General features: G+C 67.0%; 13 protein-coding genes. 7 read left to right on the top strand and 6 right to left on the bottom strand.

Features of this window, described 5'->3' with window-relative positions; genetic code table 11:
- Positions 1–133 precede the first annotated feature (133 nt).
- From C3B71_RS13675 to tmk, 5 genes are all read left to right on the top strand, one after another.
- The gene (locus C3B71_RS13675; protein WP_108968804.1) at positions 134–736 is read left to right on the top strand and encodes a DUF3060 domain-containing protein; all 603 of its coding nucleotides are present in this window, start codon (positions 134–136) and stop codon (positions 734–736) included.
- A 29-nt stretch (positions 737–765) separates the two neighbouring features.
- Positions 766–1548 carry a response regulator transcription factor gene (locus C3B71_RS13670; protein WP_108968802.1) on the top strand — a complete coding sequence of 261 codons (783 nt, stop codon included), beginning with the start codon at positions 766–768 and terminating at the stop codon, positions 1546–1548.
- Positions 1545–2621 carry a sensor histidine kinase gene (locus tag C3B71_RS13665; protein ID WP_234415931.1) on the top strand — a complete coding sequence of 359 codons (1077 nt, stop codon included), beginning with the start codon at positions 1545–1547 and terminating at the stop codon, positions 2619–2621. The genes C3B71_RS13670 and C3B71_RS13665 overlap by 4 nt, the downstream gene beginning before the upstream one ends.
- 267 nt (positions 2622–2888) lie before the next feature.
- Positions 2889–3239, top strand: coding sequence for an OmpA family protein (locus C3B71_RS13660; protein WP_108968800.1), 351 nt, complete (start codon positions 2889–2891; stop codon positions 3237–3239).
- Between the two features lie 213 nt (positions 3240–3452).
- Complete coding sequence (gene tmk / locus C3B71_RS13655; protein ID WP_234415930.1) at positions 3453–4247, top strand: dTMP kinase; 795 nt, start codon at positions 3453–3455, stop codon at positions 4245–4247.
- A 25-nt stretch (positions 4248–4272) separates the two neighbouring features.
- Here tmk and C3B71_RS13650 read toward each other — a convergent pair whose 3' ends face one another.
- From C3B71_RS13650 to C3B71_RS13630, 5 genes are all read right to left on the bottom strand, one after another.
- Complete coding sequence (locus C3B71_RS13650) at positions 4273–5199, bottom strand: carbohydrate ABC transporter permease (RefSeq protein WP_073328815.1); 927 nt, start codon at positions 5197–5199, stop codon at positions 4273–4275.
- Positions 5196–6155: a carbohydrate ABC transporter permease gene (locus C3B71_RS13645; protein WP_073328818.1), complete on the bottom strand. Its 960-nt coding sequence runs from the start codon at positions 6153–6155 to the stop codon at positions 5196–5198. The genes C3B71_RS13650 and C3B71_RS13645 overlap by 4 nt, the downstream gene beginning before the upstream one ends.
- A gap of 98 nt (positions 6156–6253) precedes the next feature.
- Positions 6254–7546 (bottom strand): ABC transporter substrate-binding protein, encoded by a 1293-nt coding sequence (locus C3B71_RS13640; RefSeq protein WP_073328820.1) that lies wholly within the window; start codon positions 7544–7546, stop codon positions 6254–6256.
- Between the two features lie 81 nt (positions 7547–7627).
- The gene (locus C3B71_RS13635; RefSeq protein WP_108968795.1) at positions 7628–8806 is read right to left on the bottom strand and encodes a glycoside hydrolase 5 family protein; all 1179 of its coding nucleotides are present in this window, start codon (positions 8804–8806) and stop codon (positions 7628–7630) included.
- Between the two features lie 2 nt (positions 8807–8808).
- Entirely contained in the window at positions 8809–12036 is a 3228-nt protein-coding gene (locus C3B71_RS13630; RefSeq protein ID WP_159097714.1) for an alpha-mannosidase, read from the bottom strand.
- 153 nt (positions 12037–12189) lie between these two features.
- Between C3B71_RS13630 and C3B71_RS13625 the strand changes: the two genes are divergently transcribed.
- Both C3B71_RS13625 and C3B71_RS13620 read left to right on the top strand, forming a co-directional pair.
- The gene (locus C3B71_RS13625) at positions 12190–13203 is read left to right on the top strand and encodes a LacI family DNA-binding transcriptional regulator (RefSeq protein ID WP_108968792.1); all 1014 of its coding nucleotides are present in this window, start codon (positions 12190–12192) and stop codon (positions 13201–13203) included.
- A gap of 368 nt (positions 13204–13571) precedes the next feature.
- Complete coding sequence (locus C3B71_RS13620; protein WP_108968790.1) at positions 13572–14798, top strand: DNA polymerase III subunit delta'; 1227 nt, start codon at positions 13572–13574, stop codon at positions 14796–14798.
- Positions 14799–14827: 29 nt separating this feature from the next.
- Here C3B71_RS13620 and C3B71_RS13615 read toward each other — a convergent pair whose 3' ends face one another.
- Positions 14828–15763 carry a helix-turn-helix domain-containing protein gene (locus tag C3B71_RS13615; protein ID WP_108968788.1) on the bottom strand — a complete coding sequence of 312 codons (936 nt, stop codon included), beginning with the start codon at positions 15761–15763 and terminating at the stop codon, positions 14828–14830.
- Positions 15764–15835 lie beyond the last annotated feature (72 nt).

Raw genomic sequence — 15835 nt, 5'->3', positions numbered from 1 at the left:
GCCCGGCGTTGTCCGGAGCTCGCATGTGACCTGCGTCCAGATCGCAGGATTGCGACAGTGCAGCGACACGGCTGCCTTATGCGGGCCTGTAATCTTCCGACACACGAATTGTTGTACGCCGGAAGGAACCCCAATGCGTATCCCCAACCAGCTCCTCGTCCCCGCCACCGTCATGGCCCTGGGCGTCTCCCTGGCCGCCTGCTCCATCAGCGTCGGCGGCTCGGAAGGCGACTCCGCCTCGGAGGAGACCACCGCCGCCGTGGCCACCGAGGAGGCCACACAGACAACCGAGAGCGCGGACGACACCGACACCGACGACAGCGAGGACGCCGATACGGACGACGCAGATGCCGCCGCAGACGCCGATACGGACGACACCGACGCCGACGCCGCCGTCGGTGCCTCCACCGCTGACATCACCGACTCCGACTGGCTCGGCGTAATTGCGAACGGTACCCAGGAGAACGTGTCCGGCGATTACGCGATCCAGAGCTCCGGGGGCACCTACAACCTCGTCGGAGAGCTCAACAGCCTGACGATTCAGGGCTCGGAGGTCACCGTCTCCGCGGAGAACATCGGGACGCTGACCGTGCAGGGCTCGGACGTGACCGTCTACCTCCGCCAGGCCGACACGATCCAGGTGTTCGGCTCCGATGTCACCGTCTACTACCTGGACGGGGCCCCGAGCATTCAGGACATCGGCGCTGACAACACCGTCGAGCAGCTGACCGACTGACCGGCCCGAGCAACCCGACCGCGCAGCCCATGCCCCGGCCCGTACCCGCCCCGCCCCCCGCCTCCCCGGCGGCCGGCCAGCCTGCCGCCTCCCCGGCGGCCGGCCAACCCGCCGCTACCGTCCTGCTCGTCGACGATGAAGCCCCGATCCGCGCCTCGCTCGGCTCCTACCTGGAGCGAAGCGGCTACCGGGTGCTGCGCGCGAGCGACGGTGTGGAGGCGCTCGACCTGCTTGGCGCCTACAGCATCGACATCATCGTCAGTGACGTGCTCATGCCCCGCATGGACGGGCGTGAACTCGTGCGGCGGGTACGGGCCGGCGGCACCTGGACCCCGATCATCCTGCTTACCCAGGTCGACGCCTCCTATGAGCGCGTCTCCGCCCTGGATGACGGCGCCGACGACTACCTGTCCAAGCCCTTCGACCCCGCCGAGCTCGCCTCCCGAATCCGCGCCGTCCTGCGCCGCACCCGCGGCGTCGGCCAGCCCCTGACGGCGGCGTCCCGGCTGATGGCGGGTGAGCTGACCCTGGACCGCGCCGCCCGCCGCGTCACTCTGGCCGGCCGGGAGGTGTCCCTCACCCCGAAGGCGGTCACCCTCCTGGACTATCTGATGAGCCACCCCGGCGAGTTGCACACTCGCGAGGCGCTGCTGTCCGCCCTGTGGGGCATCGACTTCGTGTCCTCCACCCGCGCCGTAGACCACCGCATCCGCGAGATCCGCCGCGCCCTGGGCGACGACGCCACCCACCCGATCTTCATTGAGACCGTGCCGCAGGGCGGCTACCGTTTCTGCGCCGAGGTGCACACGTGAGCGCGCCGGTGGGACCGGACATATCCGGCGCGCTCCGTTCGATCGGTGACGCCGGACGCCTGAGAGCGGAAAACGGGGGCGGGCCCGTCGACGCCGACTCCGGCACTCACACCCGGTCCGGCCGCCGGTTCTGGCTGTGGTGGGGCAGCGGCGTCATCGCCGTGGCGGCCCTTACCGCCCTCGCCCAAGCGGCCTGGGGCGGGCTGACCCTGTCGGTTACGACCGCCGTCCCGGCGGCCGTGGCCATGGCCGGCGGGGGCGCGTTGACGGCGGTGGCGCTGGTCGTCGTCGCCCGGCGACGCCACCGGGCCGAACAGCAGCGGCTGCGCGCGCAGGCGCAGGCACAGGCGCGCACCCGCCACCGGCAGTTCCTACGTCGCCTGGACCACGAGTTGAAGAACCCGCTGACGGCGGTGCGCGCCGCCGTCGCCGACGCCTCCCGCACCGCCACCCCGGTCGTAGCCGCGGATCTGGAGGTGGTGGATGCCCAGTCGCGGCGGATGAGTCGTCTGCTGACCGACCTGCGCAAGCTCGCCGAGCTGGAGACCGCCCCGCTGGCGGTGGAGGACGTGGACCTGGCCGAGACGGTCCAGGACGCGGTCTCCGCCGTCATCGAGGAGGCTGCCGGACGCGGCGCGGCGGTGCGGGTACGTCTGGACCTGCCGGCGGTGCCCTGGCCGTTGCCGCACGTACGCGGTGACGGCGACCTGCTGTATTCGGCCGTGTACAACGTGCTCACTAACGCCGCCAAGTACACCCCGGACGGCGGGGCCGTGGAAGTGCGCGGCAGGGAGGAGGCCGGTGCCGTCACCATTGAGGTGGCCGACACCGGAATCGGCGTGCCCGAGGCGGAGCTGGACGGCGTCTTCCGCGAGTTGGAGCGCGCCTCCAACGCCCGCGCCCTGCCCGGCTCCGGACTGGGGCTGGCGCTGGTGCGCACCATCGTCGGCCGGCATGGCGGGCAGGTGCGCATGGCCTCCCGTGAGGGGGTGGGCACCCGGGTGTGGCTGACCCTGCCGGTGGCCGGCCCGCCCGCCGCCGCACCCCCTGGACCACCCCGCGCATCCCGATAGACGTACACACCTGACACCCACAGAGAACCAGCGACAAGGGCCCACGTCGTGAATCCCCGAACCGCCCCCACCCGGTGCCGCCGCTTCTTCCCCAGACCCCGCGGCCTGCATCGCCGTCGGCGCCCTGGCACTCGCGCTGCCCGACCTCGGCCTGTTGACCTCCTCCACCGGGAGCCTCACCCCGGACCTGACCGGGGACATCCAGCCCGCCCGGGCATCACCGTCTCCCCGGCGTGCTGTGACGAGGCGGGGGTCCTGAACGGCGGCATGACCGTCGTCGGCGGGTACGGTTCGGTCATCACCTCGGACGGCGACTCCTCCCTGGTCAACGACGGTGAGGGCGGCGCGGTTTATGAGGACGGCTCGGTGAGCATCGTCAACGAGGGCGACGGTACCGCGCTGGTCAGCCGGGGCGTGCAGAGCATCGAGGTCGACGCCGAGCAGCGGGCCCAGGCGGTGCTCGACGCCCTGGAGCAGGACGGAGTGGCCGCGCTGTTGGAGGCCGAGGGCTTTGGCGAGACCCGGCCGGTGGCGCCCAACGAGAACGAGGACGGCTTAGACAATCCTGCCGGGCGCCAACTCAACCGTCGCGTAGAGATCTACGTTCCGGCCTTCTGATGCGGGTGCGGCGCTGGGCGTGAAGCGGTGTCATGGAATGCACCACTTTAGGACTTGCTGCTGCAGCTTATGCCGACTGTGACCGCGGAATCCTACGGTTTGTCGGTTCTAGAACACGGCCAGTCCTTGGAAAGTGGTGCATTTTGTGACAGGGGCGGTCCGGTGAACGGGGATCCGCCCCGACTCGGCGTGGTCTCCGGCTACCCTGGCGCCGTGAACTTGTCCGTTTTCGCCCCGGTGCCCCCTGTGCACGCCTATCCCGGCCTGTTCATCTCCTTCGAGGGCGGCGACGGTGTCGGCAAGACCACCCAGATCGACCGCCTGAGCGCGCTGCTGACCGCGGCAAGGATCGCCTACCGGCGCACGCGCGAGCCCGGCGGCACCGAGCTGGGCGACCGGATCCGCGACCTGCTGCTGCACGGCGGCCACGTGAGTCCGCACGCCGAGGCCCTGTTGTATGCGGCCGACCGGGCCCACCACGTCGCCACGGTGGTGCGTCCCGCGCTCGCCCGCGGCGAGGTGGTACTGACCGACCGCTACCTGGACTCCTCCGTCGCCTACCAGGGTGCCGCCCGTGCGCTCGGCCCGCAGGAGGTGCGTGACCTATCCCTGTGGGCCACCGACGGTCTGCTGCCCGACCTGACCATCCTGCTCGACGCCGATCCCGCCGTCGGCTCAGCCCGTACCGACGCCCGCGGTCGGCGCGACCGCCTGGAGCGCGAGCCCGACGCCTTCCACGCCGCCCTGCGTGAGGAGTTCCGGGTGCTGGCGCGCCAGGAGCCCGAACGCATCAAGCTCGTCGACGCCGAGCGGCCCGTCGAGGTGGTGGCTGCGGAGGTGACCGGGCTGGTCGAGCAGCTCATTGCCGCCCGCGGGGCGGGACTGCGTCTGGAGAGCGGGGGTGCCCGAGCCAGCGCCGCCGCGGGAGCCAACTCCGCGGGCCATGGCGTCCATGCTGCCTTGAAGGCCTTCCGCGCCGTCCTTCCCCGCCGAGGCCTGCAACAGTAACGTGCCGAGGAAGTCCTGTTGACAACTAGCCCTTGACGCCGCCCTCCTGAACTCCGCTGAAGAACTGTTTCTGCGCCAGCGCGAACAGGATGATGATGGGGACGAGCGCGATGATGGTGCCGGCGGCGACGACGCGCGGGTTGGAACCGAAGTTTGACTGCAGGTACTGCATTCCGACCGTGAGCGTGTACTTCTCGGGATCCGACAGGACTACGAGGGGCCACAGGAAGTCATCCCAGGCGCCTATGAAGGAGAACAGGGCGACGACGCTGACCATACCGCGGATGTTCGGCCACACCACATGCCGGATACGCTGCCAGGTGGACGCGCCGTCAATCTCTGCGGCTTCGAGGATGTCCTTGGGGATCATCGCGCACGCAGTCGTGATCAATAGGACGTTGACGGCGCCGATCGCCCCGGGCAGGAAGACGCCGACAAGAGAGTTGGCGAAGCCGAGCGATCTGACGGTCAGATACTGGCTGGTCAGCGTGACTTCGCCCGGAAGGAGCAGCGTCGACAGGAAGATTGCCATGAAGAGGTACTTGCCGCGGAACTTCAAGATGCCCATGGCGTAGCCGGCGCAGGTGCAGAAGAAGACCTGACTGACCACTGTGGCCACACCTACGAGCAGGGAGTGCCAGGCGTACTTCAGAATCGGTATGGTGCGCGAGACCGTCGCGTAGTGCTCCAGTGTCGGATGCTCCGGAACCAGATGCGGCGGGAATGCGTAGATATTCTCGGATGCGCCCTTCAACGAGGTGGACAGCTGCCACAGGAAGGGGAAGATGGCGATTACCGCCATGAGAATGAGCAGGACATAGCGCACGACGGCGCCGGCGACAGTGGGCTTCAGAAAGTCCGACTCCCCCTTGCGCCGCCAGAAACGATCCTTGTAAGGCTTGGCGAGGGTGTGAGCGGGGGCCTCCGCGTGCTTGGCTGCTGTCGATGTCATCGCGAGGCCCTCTCACTAGCCCGTTTGGCGTTCTCGCGCAGTGCCGCCCGGTGCGCGCGGCGCTTGCGCAACCTGCTGCGCATGGCGGCTATGTCGGTGCCGTTGTTGATGAAAGCGGTCAGGAGTAGAGGCCCGATCGTTAGCAGGAAGAGCACCACGGAGAGCGCGGAGGCATAGCCGAGTTGGCCATCCAGTCCCGCTCCCTTGCGCTGAATGAGCATGACGAGGCTCATGGCCTGCCCACCGGGCCCGCCGGAACCGTTGGTGAGGATGTAGATCTCGGAGAATATGCGCATCGCGGAGGTCGTGATCAGGGCGGAGACCAGAAGCATGGCTCCTCGTACGCCGGGGACCGTGATGGACCAGAAGCGGCGAATCGGGCCGGCGCCGTCCAATGCGGCCGCCTCGTGCAGTTCGCGACCCACGTTGCCCAAGGCGGCCAAGTACACCACCATGTAGTATCCCAGCCCCTTCCAGGTGGTCAGGAGTATGGAGCACATGAGGATCCACCAGCGATCGGTCAAGAAGGAGATGCCTGTTCCGCCCAGGAACTCGATCGCCTGGTTGACGACCCCGCGTGAGTCGAACATCCATGACCAGATGATGCCCACGACAACTACCGAGGCTATGACCGGGAAGTAGTAGACGGTTCTGAAGAACGACATTCCGGGCATGTACTTCGATATCAACAGTGCCAGAAGCAGGGGGATGATTGTCAGTAGTGGAACGCACACGAGTACGTAGACGAAACAGGTGGTCAGGGCGTAGCCGACCTGTGGATCGTCCAGAATCCTCTTGAAGTTGTCCAGGCCTATGAACTGGGCGGGACGTAGCGGTCTCGCATCGGTGAAGGCCAGCATGACGGTATTGAGGAACGGCCACAGGGCGAATACCAGGACCCAGATCGTCGCCGGTGCGACCAAGATGTAGGGGGTAAGGCGTTGACGCAGACGCATGCGGTTGGCCTCCGGTGGGTGAGTGGCTGCGTGAAGCGCAGGCCCGGACGTGGGAACGGGGAGACGGGGCGGGCATGCGCCCGCCCCGTCATGGAGCGTTAAACGTTGAGATTCTCGTTGCAGTACTGAACGGCGGCATCCAGCGCTTCCTTGGCGGAGATGTCTCCCTTCATTGCGAGCGCGATCTGCTGCTGTGTGTAGGTGTCCATATCGTCGGTGTACTGGATCGGCTTGACCGTCTCGGCGCTGGACATCGCGGCCGCCGCCAGTTCCACTGCCTTTTTCATCAGGGGGTCGGAGATGTCTTCAGTGAGGGCATCCGGATCCTCATTGCCTTCGAGGGTGCCGGGCATGAAGCCCTGGGCGATCTTGACGAACTCCACCTGGTTGTCGTTATTCGTCACGTATTGGGCGAACGCGAGCGCCAAGTCGGGATTCGCCGAGTTCGCGGCAACGCTGATGCCCTGGATGTACAGCGGCGGCGTGGTGAAGCGTGCTGAGCAGTCCGTCTTGTCGAGGAGGGTCGGGGCGTCGTTTGTCAGCTGGGTGACGAACGAGCCGGTGGCCGTGGTGTATCCCACCTTTTCCTGGGTGTACATGGTGGCATTGCCGGCATAGTCGTCGTTGAGCACCTCGGCCGGCATGGCTCCGATCTCGTATAACTCGGCGTACCGGCTGACGATTTCGGCTGCCTGGTCGGTGTTGAAGGCGAATTCCTCGCCATTGAAGATGTCGACTCCGTAGTCGCTGATCTCGGTGAGGCCGGGCATGGTGGAGGCCAGGTAGACCCCCTTCTGTGCGGCGGTGGTGCACCAATCGATGTACGAGTCGAGATCGGTGGGGGCGTCGTCAATGGACAGACCGGCCTGCTCCAGCATTTCGGTGTTCCACCAGCACACGTCCGTGCCCAGGTACCACGGGTAGCCGTAGACGCCCTCGATGCCGTCGTAGGTGTAGGCGTCCAGACCGCCTTGAACGTAGGAACTCAGGAGGTCTGCGTCCGCGGCCTTCAGATCCAGCACTTGCGAGACCTGAGCGAGTTTGTAGGCGAAGCCCTCGGGAAGGTTTATGACGTCGGGTAATTCGCCGGAGTTTGCTTGCTGGAGGACCTTCTCCTCGTAGCCGTCTCCGGGCTGATCGATCCAGTTGATGGTGGTGCCGGGATTGTCGTCCTGGAAGGACTTGATGAGGTTTTCGAAGTATGGTGTGAAGCGGTCGTCCTTGAGTGACCAGGTCTGAAAGGTGATCTCGCCGGACAGCTCTCCGGACCCGGATGCGGCCCCGGTGTTCGAACCCGAGCTGTTGGAGCCGGTGGACCCGGTGCAGGCGGACAGAGTCGCTGCCGTTGTGACGGACAGGCCCATGAGTAGAGAGCGGCGGGTGAGCTTCATGGTGGACTCCCTTCGTCTTTGAAGCGGTGGCGTCCGTGCCACTGGATAGAGACTACACCGGTTTAGTACGGATTGAGTACCTCAGGGCAGCCGGAGTTCGGGCACGGTGCCCTGCAAAGCCATTCGCAGCCATTGGTCGAACAACTCCGAGTTCGGGCCGGTCGTGGAACGGCGCGCGGGATCCGCTGTGGGAAGGACGAACCGCGGCTGGTCTCCCGGTGATGCTGCGTGCGTGGATGCAGAGTCGCGCGCGGCATCGACGACTTCGCGGAAGGCGCGTCCTGCGGGCTTGATCGCTCCAGTGGAGTCGATGAGGCCGAGGGAGTACTCAAGCTCCGGGAAATCAGTCAGGTCGCGCGAGACGTCATGGGAGCACCACCAGGTGATCGCCTCCAGGTTCCGCGCTGACGGCATGCCGTCCAACCCCGTGAGGTGCGCGATGGTGTCGGTGATGAAAGCGGGCGCGTCGTTGTTGGGCACGTATGTAACCGGGGCGCCGACCTCCTGCAACCAAATGGATCGGCGCGGTCCTCCCCAGGCGCGGGCCAGCTCGACGAGATAGCGTGCGAACAGCGGCAGAGCGGGATGTCCGCTGCCGTACCGCGGGCCTACTTGCATGAACACCCACGAGTGCACCGTCGTAGTGTCTCCCAGAAGTGCATGGGCAGGCGTGAAGGGGTGGGAATCGTCGAACCACAGGTCGTCGTCGAAGGAGTGTGTGAGCTCGCCGGTGGGCCACTCCTCTCGTGCGGCCCCCAAGAGCGTGGTCAGCCAGCGTTCGGCCTCGTCGGCGCTCAGCTGTGAACGGTGCGGGTGTCGGGCGGAGGCGAACTGTATGAACTCGTTGCCCAGGCTCAAGCCGTCGGCGTGCGGGCGCGAAGAGAGCTCTCGGGCAAGAGTTCGCACCAGCCTGATTTGGCCCGACACTGCCTTCGGATCGGTGAAGAGATTCCGATCGTGCCAGCTGGTCACCCACGATGGCAGGAAATCGAATGAGGATAAGTGCCCCTGCAGTGCGTCGACGGTAACCGTGAGACCGGCCTGGCCCGCGATATCTACTACGCGCAGAACATCGTCGACGGCCGCTGGTCGGATGAGAGAGCGATTGGGCTGCAGCAGTGGCCACAACGGGAAGATCCGCACATGGTCCGCCCCGATCGACCGTATCGTGGCCATGTCTTCGGAGACGAGTGCGGGGTCCAGATCCAGCCAGGAGTGGAACCATCCCACACGGGGCGTGTAGTTGACGCCGAACCTCATTGTCAGTGGCCTCCTGCGTGCTTCGGCTTCTGACTCATCCGCACGGTTGCGATTCCGAAGGGGTGCAATTCGAAGCCCCAGGCCCCCGTCTCACCCGTGACGGGCGCTATATCAACGCCCAGCGTGGAGTCGGGATGCCCGTGCAGGTCTGTGCCGACGGCTCCGACCAGGTCTTCGGAACGCAGCGTTACGCGGGTGCGTACGCCCTCCGCCTCATACAGGCGCACGAGCACATCCCCGGAGTCGTCATCGGCCGGGTGGAGCGACTCGATGACGGCGCCGGTCGCGGTAACCAGTGGGACGACGCCGACGGCGTCACCTGGAGCGGCGCACTCCCACACCGGTAGATCCAGACGGTACGCCGCCTCTCGGGCCTGTCGTGTTCCGGCTGAGGGGAGCACTGAGAAACGGAACAGGTGGTCGCCCTGGTCCTGGTTCGGATCTGGGAAGCGGGCGGACCGTAGCAGCGATGCCCGTACCAGTGACCAGGTGCCACCGCCTTTACGGGGGTGGCGGGTTATGTCCCAGCCGTAGGTGGCGTCGTTGTCGATGCCTACGCCGCGGCCGGGTTCGCCCAATTGAATCCACTTGTGAGCGCACACCTCGAAGCGGTAAGCGTCCCAGGAGGTGTTCTCATGGGTGGGACGGCGTACGTGGCCGAACTGCGCCCCATAGGTTGCGGAGTCGGTGTGCACGTCGACGGGGAATGCCAGCTTCAGCAGTTTTTCCTTCTCGTGCCAGGAGACGTCGGCTCTGAGGTCGATCCTGTCGCCTGTCAGGGTCCATGTCAGTCGGGCGTGCGAGTTCCCGAAGGGCACCTCGACGACGGCTTGCGCCGCCCCGTTCTCCGCGCGCGTCTCGACCAGCCGGCCCGGGAGTTCATGTATGGAGGCGCGGTAGAAGGGATCCAGGTCCCAGGCGTCCCACTCGTTGGGAAAGTCGTTGGCGATCTGGAGGCAGCCGAGTCGTTGCCCGGGCGGAATGATCTCCTGGCGACTGCCGTCAACATTAAATGACAGTGAGACGACCGCTCCCGACGCATCGAGCTCCGCATGTGCGTCGTCGACTGTGAGGATCGCGCCGCCGTCCTCCAATCGCGTGATCACGACGTCGGTTTGCTCGGCCTTGGCGCTGGCGTCTGCGGCCGTCACCAATGCGGCTCCCAGAGGCGGAATCTCCACGCCGTCCACAAACTGCGATGCCGGCGCCGTGTTGAAGACCAGCCGGCATGGAGCATCGCCGGGCGCAGCGTTGTGCTCCGGGGGAGGAAGCGTCCTGCGGGGAGCGGCGGGGGCGGGCTCGGAAAGAAGAGCGGTCGGAGTCTGGTCGGCCAGAGCACGACGCGCGCTTGTGGCCAGGGCGCGCGCGGTGGCTATGACCCGCTGAAGCGCGGTTTCGGCCTCTTCGTAAACCCAGGCGATTGATGATCCCGGCAAGATGTCGTGGAATTGGCACAGCAGGGTGGCGCGCCACAGCCGGCGGAGGAGGGCGGCGGGGTAGACGTCGTCGGCGAGTAGACCACGTACCCAGGCGGTCGTGCACCAGGTCTCGGCTTCGCGCAGCGCCGCCTCGGCCTCGCGATTGCCGCGCTTGGTGGCGGCGTGGCTGGTGAGTGTTCCGCGATGCTTCTCCAGGTACAACTCCCCGACCCATACCGGAGCCGTCGAATACTCCGTGCGAGCGCGATTGAAGAACTCCTCGGAGGTCATGTGCTCCATCCGGGGCGAACCGGCGAGATCCTGACTGCGTTCTATGCGGTCGAGCATCTCGCGGACCGGGCCACCCCCGCCGTCGCCGTAGCCATAGAGGAAGAGCTCGGTGGTGGCCCGCCCCTTCTCCTTGAAGTTGCGCTGGGCGTGCTGTATCTGTTCCGCGCTAGCCTCGGCGCCATAGGTGTCCGCAGGAGGGAAATGGGTGAATATCCGTGTGCCATCGATCCCCTCCCACCACAGCGTGTGATGGGGAAACACGTCAACCTGGTTCCAGGAGATCTTCTGCGTGAGGAAGTTGTCGTAACCGGCGAGGTGGGCGATCTGCGGCAGCGCTCCGGTGTAGCCGAATGAGTCGGGAAGCCAGATCTCATGGCATACGGCTCCTAACTCGTCACGGAAGAAGGCCGTTCCCTCGGTCAGTTGGCGCACCAGGGACTCGCCCGAGGGCAGGACCGCGTCGGGCTCGACCCAGGAACCGCCGACCGGAACAATGCGACCAGCCTCAACCTGGGTCTTGAGGCGTTCGAACAGCGCCGGATCTTCCTCTTTGACCCATGCGGCGTGCTGAGCGGCGGGGAGGGCGAAGATCATGGGTGATCCGTCCTCGAGCAGGCGTATCACATTGGCCAGAGTGCGGACCGCCTTGCGCCGTGACTCCCGGACGGGCCAGAGCCAGGCGGAGTCGATGTGCGCGTGCCCGATCACCCCAAGAGTCACCGCGTCATGATCGGCGGGTGTGGCCAGGAGCGGCCTCAACAGCTCACGCACTTCAGCGGCCGCGGCGCGAACATTTGCGGGGTCGAGCCGGTCGATCGCCTCCGAGGTGCCGATCAGGACCTTCCACATGCGCGGAGAATCCTCTGGCAGTGTCCGTGCGAGACCCAACAGGGTGTCGACATCCGCGGCGAGGGCGCGCACCTGGTCGTGAACTCGGACAAGACGAGCCGTGCGGAACGTGTATAGCGGTGCACAGGACTGGGTGAACCGGGATCCCGCGGCCGTGGGCTGAAACGGAGGAACCCCGAGAAGCAGCGGGTTGGATGCGGCCTCGATGTACAACGTGAGGCGTCCTGCATCGTCCAGTAGCGTCGGTGACACGGGAACCCATTGATTCCGCGGATTGATGGCCTTGAGGATGCTTCCGTCAGGGGTTCGCACCAGTCCTTCGGCTTGGAAGCCGGGGGAATGGGAGGCCCAGCCGAGGTCGATGTCCAGCTCAAGGTGCTCGCCGCGCAGCTCGGCGGGGATCTGAACACTCACCCGGAACCAGGTAGTGCCCCACGCGGGTCCCCAGTCTCCGGGGACCGTGAAGGTGCGGTAGGGGGTGTGGGAAGACATAGCAACCGAGAAGGGGACTGGAGCGCCTGCCCCTGGGACGCCAGCCACAGGTCCGGCGTCATCGGTGACCTCCCAGGCCTCGACGTGCAAGGGGGCGATTGTCTCGAGGCCGGCCGGGCGGACCTTCTCATTGAGAATGCGGTCAATGTGCTTAAGGAGCATCGGGCGGTTGTCGTGCACGGCGGCCTCCATCGGCGCGGGCGGATGAGACGGCGAGTGTCCGTCGTCGGTGGCGGACTGCCTGATGGCAGCCCAGGCTAAACCGTGTTATGTAGGGGGTCAAGCGTTTTCGACGGAACTTCATAAGACGATCAGCTATGGCATACTGCCATCATGGAACGTCCCACCATCCGTGATATTGCGGAGGTAGCCGGTGTATCCCCATCGGCTGTGTCTTTCGCCCTCAACGGCCGTCCGGGCGTCTCGGAGAGCACCCGCAGCAGGGTGGTTGCCGTTGCGAATCAGATGGGTTGGACGCCGAATGCCGCCGCGCGGGCCCTATCTGCCTCCCGGGCGGGTGCTGTGGGCCTGGTCATTGCGAAGCCGAGCCATGCTGTCGCCGCCGAACGCTTCTTCTTCGAATTCATCGTTGGTATGCAGGGGGAGTTGGCGGCAGACGGACTCGCCCTCGTGCTGCAGATTGTCGAGACAACGGCGGAGGAGATCGCTACTTACCGCTCGTGGTGGGCGCAGCGCCGTGTCGACGGGGTTGTTGTGGTCGACCCGCGCAGCGAGGATCCGCGCTTGGCAGTTCTTGGTGAACTCGGCCTTCCGTATGTGTTGGTCGGTGAGCCGGATGTGTCCGGTATGCCCGCCGTCGTCGGGGACGACGAGGGCATGATGGACATGGTCCTGATGCACCTGATCGAACAGGGATGCGCTCGTATCGCCTACGTCTCCGGTGCCGCCGGCGTCATGCACAATGCGCGGCGCACCAACGCCCTATCCGCGTCCGGCAGGCGTGAGGGAGTCGAGATCATGGTCGTGCAGGCTCCCGACTACTCGGAGCGCTCCGGCGGTCAGGCCACTGCCGAACTCATCGGGAGCAGGCGCGTCCCCGACGCAATCATCTACGACAACGAAGTGCTCGCGGTTGGTGGTCTGTCCGTGCTGAAGCAGGATCAGAGCGACATCGGGCCCGGCGTCGCCGTCGTGTCCCTGGAGGACTCTGCCGTTCTGCGTGTACTGACTCCCGATGTTACGGCCGTTCATCGAGAACCGGGCGAGATGGGACAAACCGCTGCCAGGCTCTTACGGACGTATTTGAGTGAACAGACGTCTCAGACCGTTCGCCTGATGACTCCCACCCTCGTGGTGCGCGCCTCCTCGCGGCGCCGAGTCTCATAGTTTGTGCTGCCGCGGCCCAGTCACTGGCGTTTGGCGGCACGGTTATGTGTCGGCGCGCCCAAGGTTGGGTGGCTAAGAGTCAAAAATGATGACAAACGGGGGCGTCGACGTCCACGACGCTCTTGAAAATGGCGGAATCATGCGGATGTCGAGCCGGTGCGCGTGGCCACGCGAGCCGTTTGTCATCGATTTTGACACTCGGGCCGCTCGGCGGGACCTGAAGCTCGGTCGAGCTGTCCGCCGGCACGGGCGAGCAAGGCGGATCGGCGTGCTGAACGCGTCGGCGGTTGCCGCTAGCCTGGTGGGGTGAATCAGTCCATCCCGACGCCGGTGATCAACGGCTCATTCCCTCGCCTCCGGGTACCCGTATGAGCGTGTGGGGAGACGTCGTCGGGCAGGAGCGGGTCGTCGCCGCCTTCCGGGCGGCTGCCGAAGCCGCCCGTGTGGCCGTAGCCGCGCGCGGGGGAGGCGATTCCGGTGCCGGTGAGGCCATAGTCGCCGGTGAGGCCGGCGCCGTCGACGCCTCCGCCATGACCCACGCCTGGTTGGTGACCGGTCCGCCCGGCTCCGGCCGGTCCGTCGCCGCCCGCGCCTTCGCCGCCGCCCTGCAGTGCACAGGCGAAGTTCCCGGCTGCGGGGTGTGCAAGGCCTGCCGCGACGTGCTCAGCGGCAGCCACCCCGATGTGGTGCGCATGGCCACCGAGAAGCTCCTGATCACCATGGATGAGGTCAAGACGCTGATCGGTGAGGCGCAGCGCCGTCCCTGGACCGGCAACTGGCGGGTGATCCTGGTGGAGGACGCCGACCGCATGGCCGAGCGCACCACCAACGTGCTGCTGAAGTCCATCGAGGAGCCGCCCCCGCAGACCGTGTGGATCCTGTGTACGCCCAGCGCCGACGACGTACTGCCCACCATTCGCTCGCGCTGCCGGCTGGTGACGCTGCGCGTCCCGCCCGCCGACGCCGTAGCCGAACTGCTGGTGCGCCGCGACGGCGCCGAGCCGGAGCTGGCCGCCCGCGCCGCCCGCGCCAGCCAGTCCCACATCGGGCTCGCCCGCCACCTGGCCACCGACCCCGGCGCCTGGGAGCGGCGCCGTCGCCTGCTGCTGGCGCCCATCTCCCTGCGCAGCGTGGGGGACGCCGTGTTGGCCGCCGCCGATCTGGTCGACGCGGCCGAGGCGGAGGCCGCGCAGGCCACCACCGAACGCGACGCCGTGGAGAAGGCCGCCCTGCTGCGAGCCCTCGGGCTGGAGGAGGGCGGGCGGGTTCCGCCGTCGCTGCGCGCCCAGGTCCGGCAACTGGAAGAGGATCAGAAGCGGCGCGCCCGGCGTGCTCGCACCGACGTGCTCGACCGGGCGATGATCGACCTGTTGTCCTTCTACCGGGACGTGCTGGTGGTCCAGCTCGGCAGCGACGTCGAACAGGTCAACATCGACCTCTCCGATGCGGTGACACAGGTGGCCGCCTCCACCGGGCCGCGCCAGTCGCTGGCGCGCATCGCCGCCATCGAGGAGTGCCGTGAGCGGTTGCGCTCCAATGCCGCTCCGCTGCTGGCGGTCGAATCCCTCATGGTGCAACTGCGTCCCCAGGCCTAGGCGCTGCCAAGGAAGCCCGTCGGCTCCGCCTAACGCGGCTCGGCCGGCTGTGCCGCGGCGGTGTCCTCCGGCGCGAGCTCGGTGGCCGCCCAGGACGACAGCAGCCGCAGCGCCTCCTCGCTCGGGCTGCCCGGCTCCACGCCGTAGACGAGCATGGTCATTCCGGGGGTGGTCGCCATCGCGGCCGGCTCGTAGCACAGGTGAATCTGGCCGACGATCGGGTGATTAACCACCTTCTCATTGCGGCACACGTAGCGGACGTCGTGGCGCGCCCACAGGTCGGCGAACTCCCGGCTGCGCGTGGACAACTCACCGATGAGCGCCTGCAGGCACGGGTCGGTCGGGTCCTCGCCGGCGCTCAGCCGCAGCATCGCCACCAGGTCCTCCGCACCCATCTGCCAGTTGGGGAAGAAGTCCCGCGAACGCGGGTCCAGGAACATGAAGCGGGCCATGCTCGGGTGCTCCGCGGCCACCTCCGGGATCGGGTCCACGAACATGTGGTAATACAGCGCCCGCGCCATGGTGTTGGTCGCCACGTAGTCGCCCGAGCCGTTGCGCACCGCGGCCGGCATGGGCGTCGCGTCCAGCAGCCACTGGGTGTCCTGCCGTACGGCGCAGCTCTTGGCCCGCCCGCGACGGCGCCGCATCCGGCCCGTGGGGGTGACGGCGCGGGCGAGGTCGATCAGGTGCTGCCGCTCGGCGTCGTCCAGCAGCAGCGCGGAGGCGAGGGCCTCCAGTACCTCGTCGGAGGCGCCGGCCGCATTCCCCCGCTCCAGGCGCGTGTAGTAGTCCACACTCACCCCGGCGAGCATGGCGACCTCCTCGCGGCGCAGCCCCGGCACCCGGCGGTGCCCGGCGACGACGGGCAGCCCCACCATCTGCGGGGTCACCTTTGCCCTGCGGGTGGTCAGGAAGTCCTTGATCTCGGCGCGGGCGTCGGCGGATACGGGCGGCTGCTGGCTCATGGGATCAGCGTAGGCGCCGCCCGGCCGCCGTGGGAGGCCCGCCCAGTCCCCGTCAAGGTTCAGGTGGGACCA

Source organism: Actinomyces sp. Z16 (assembly GCF_003111765.1).
Taxonomy (GTDB): Bacteria; Actinomycetota; Actinomycetes; order Actinomycetales; family Actinomycetaceae; genus Actinomyces; species Actinomyces glycerinitolerans.
Note: the sequence above shows the minus strand (reverse complement) of the source record. Positions and strands in the feature narration are given on the sequence as shown.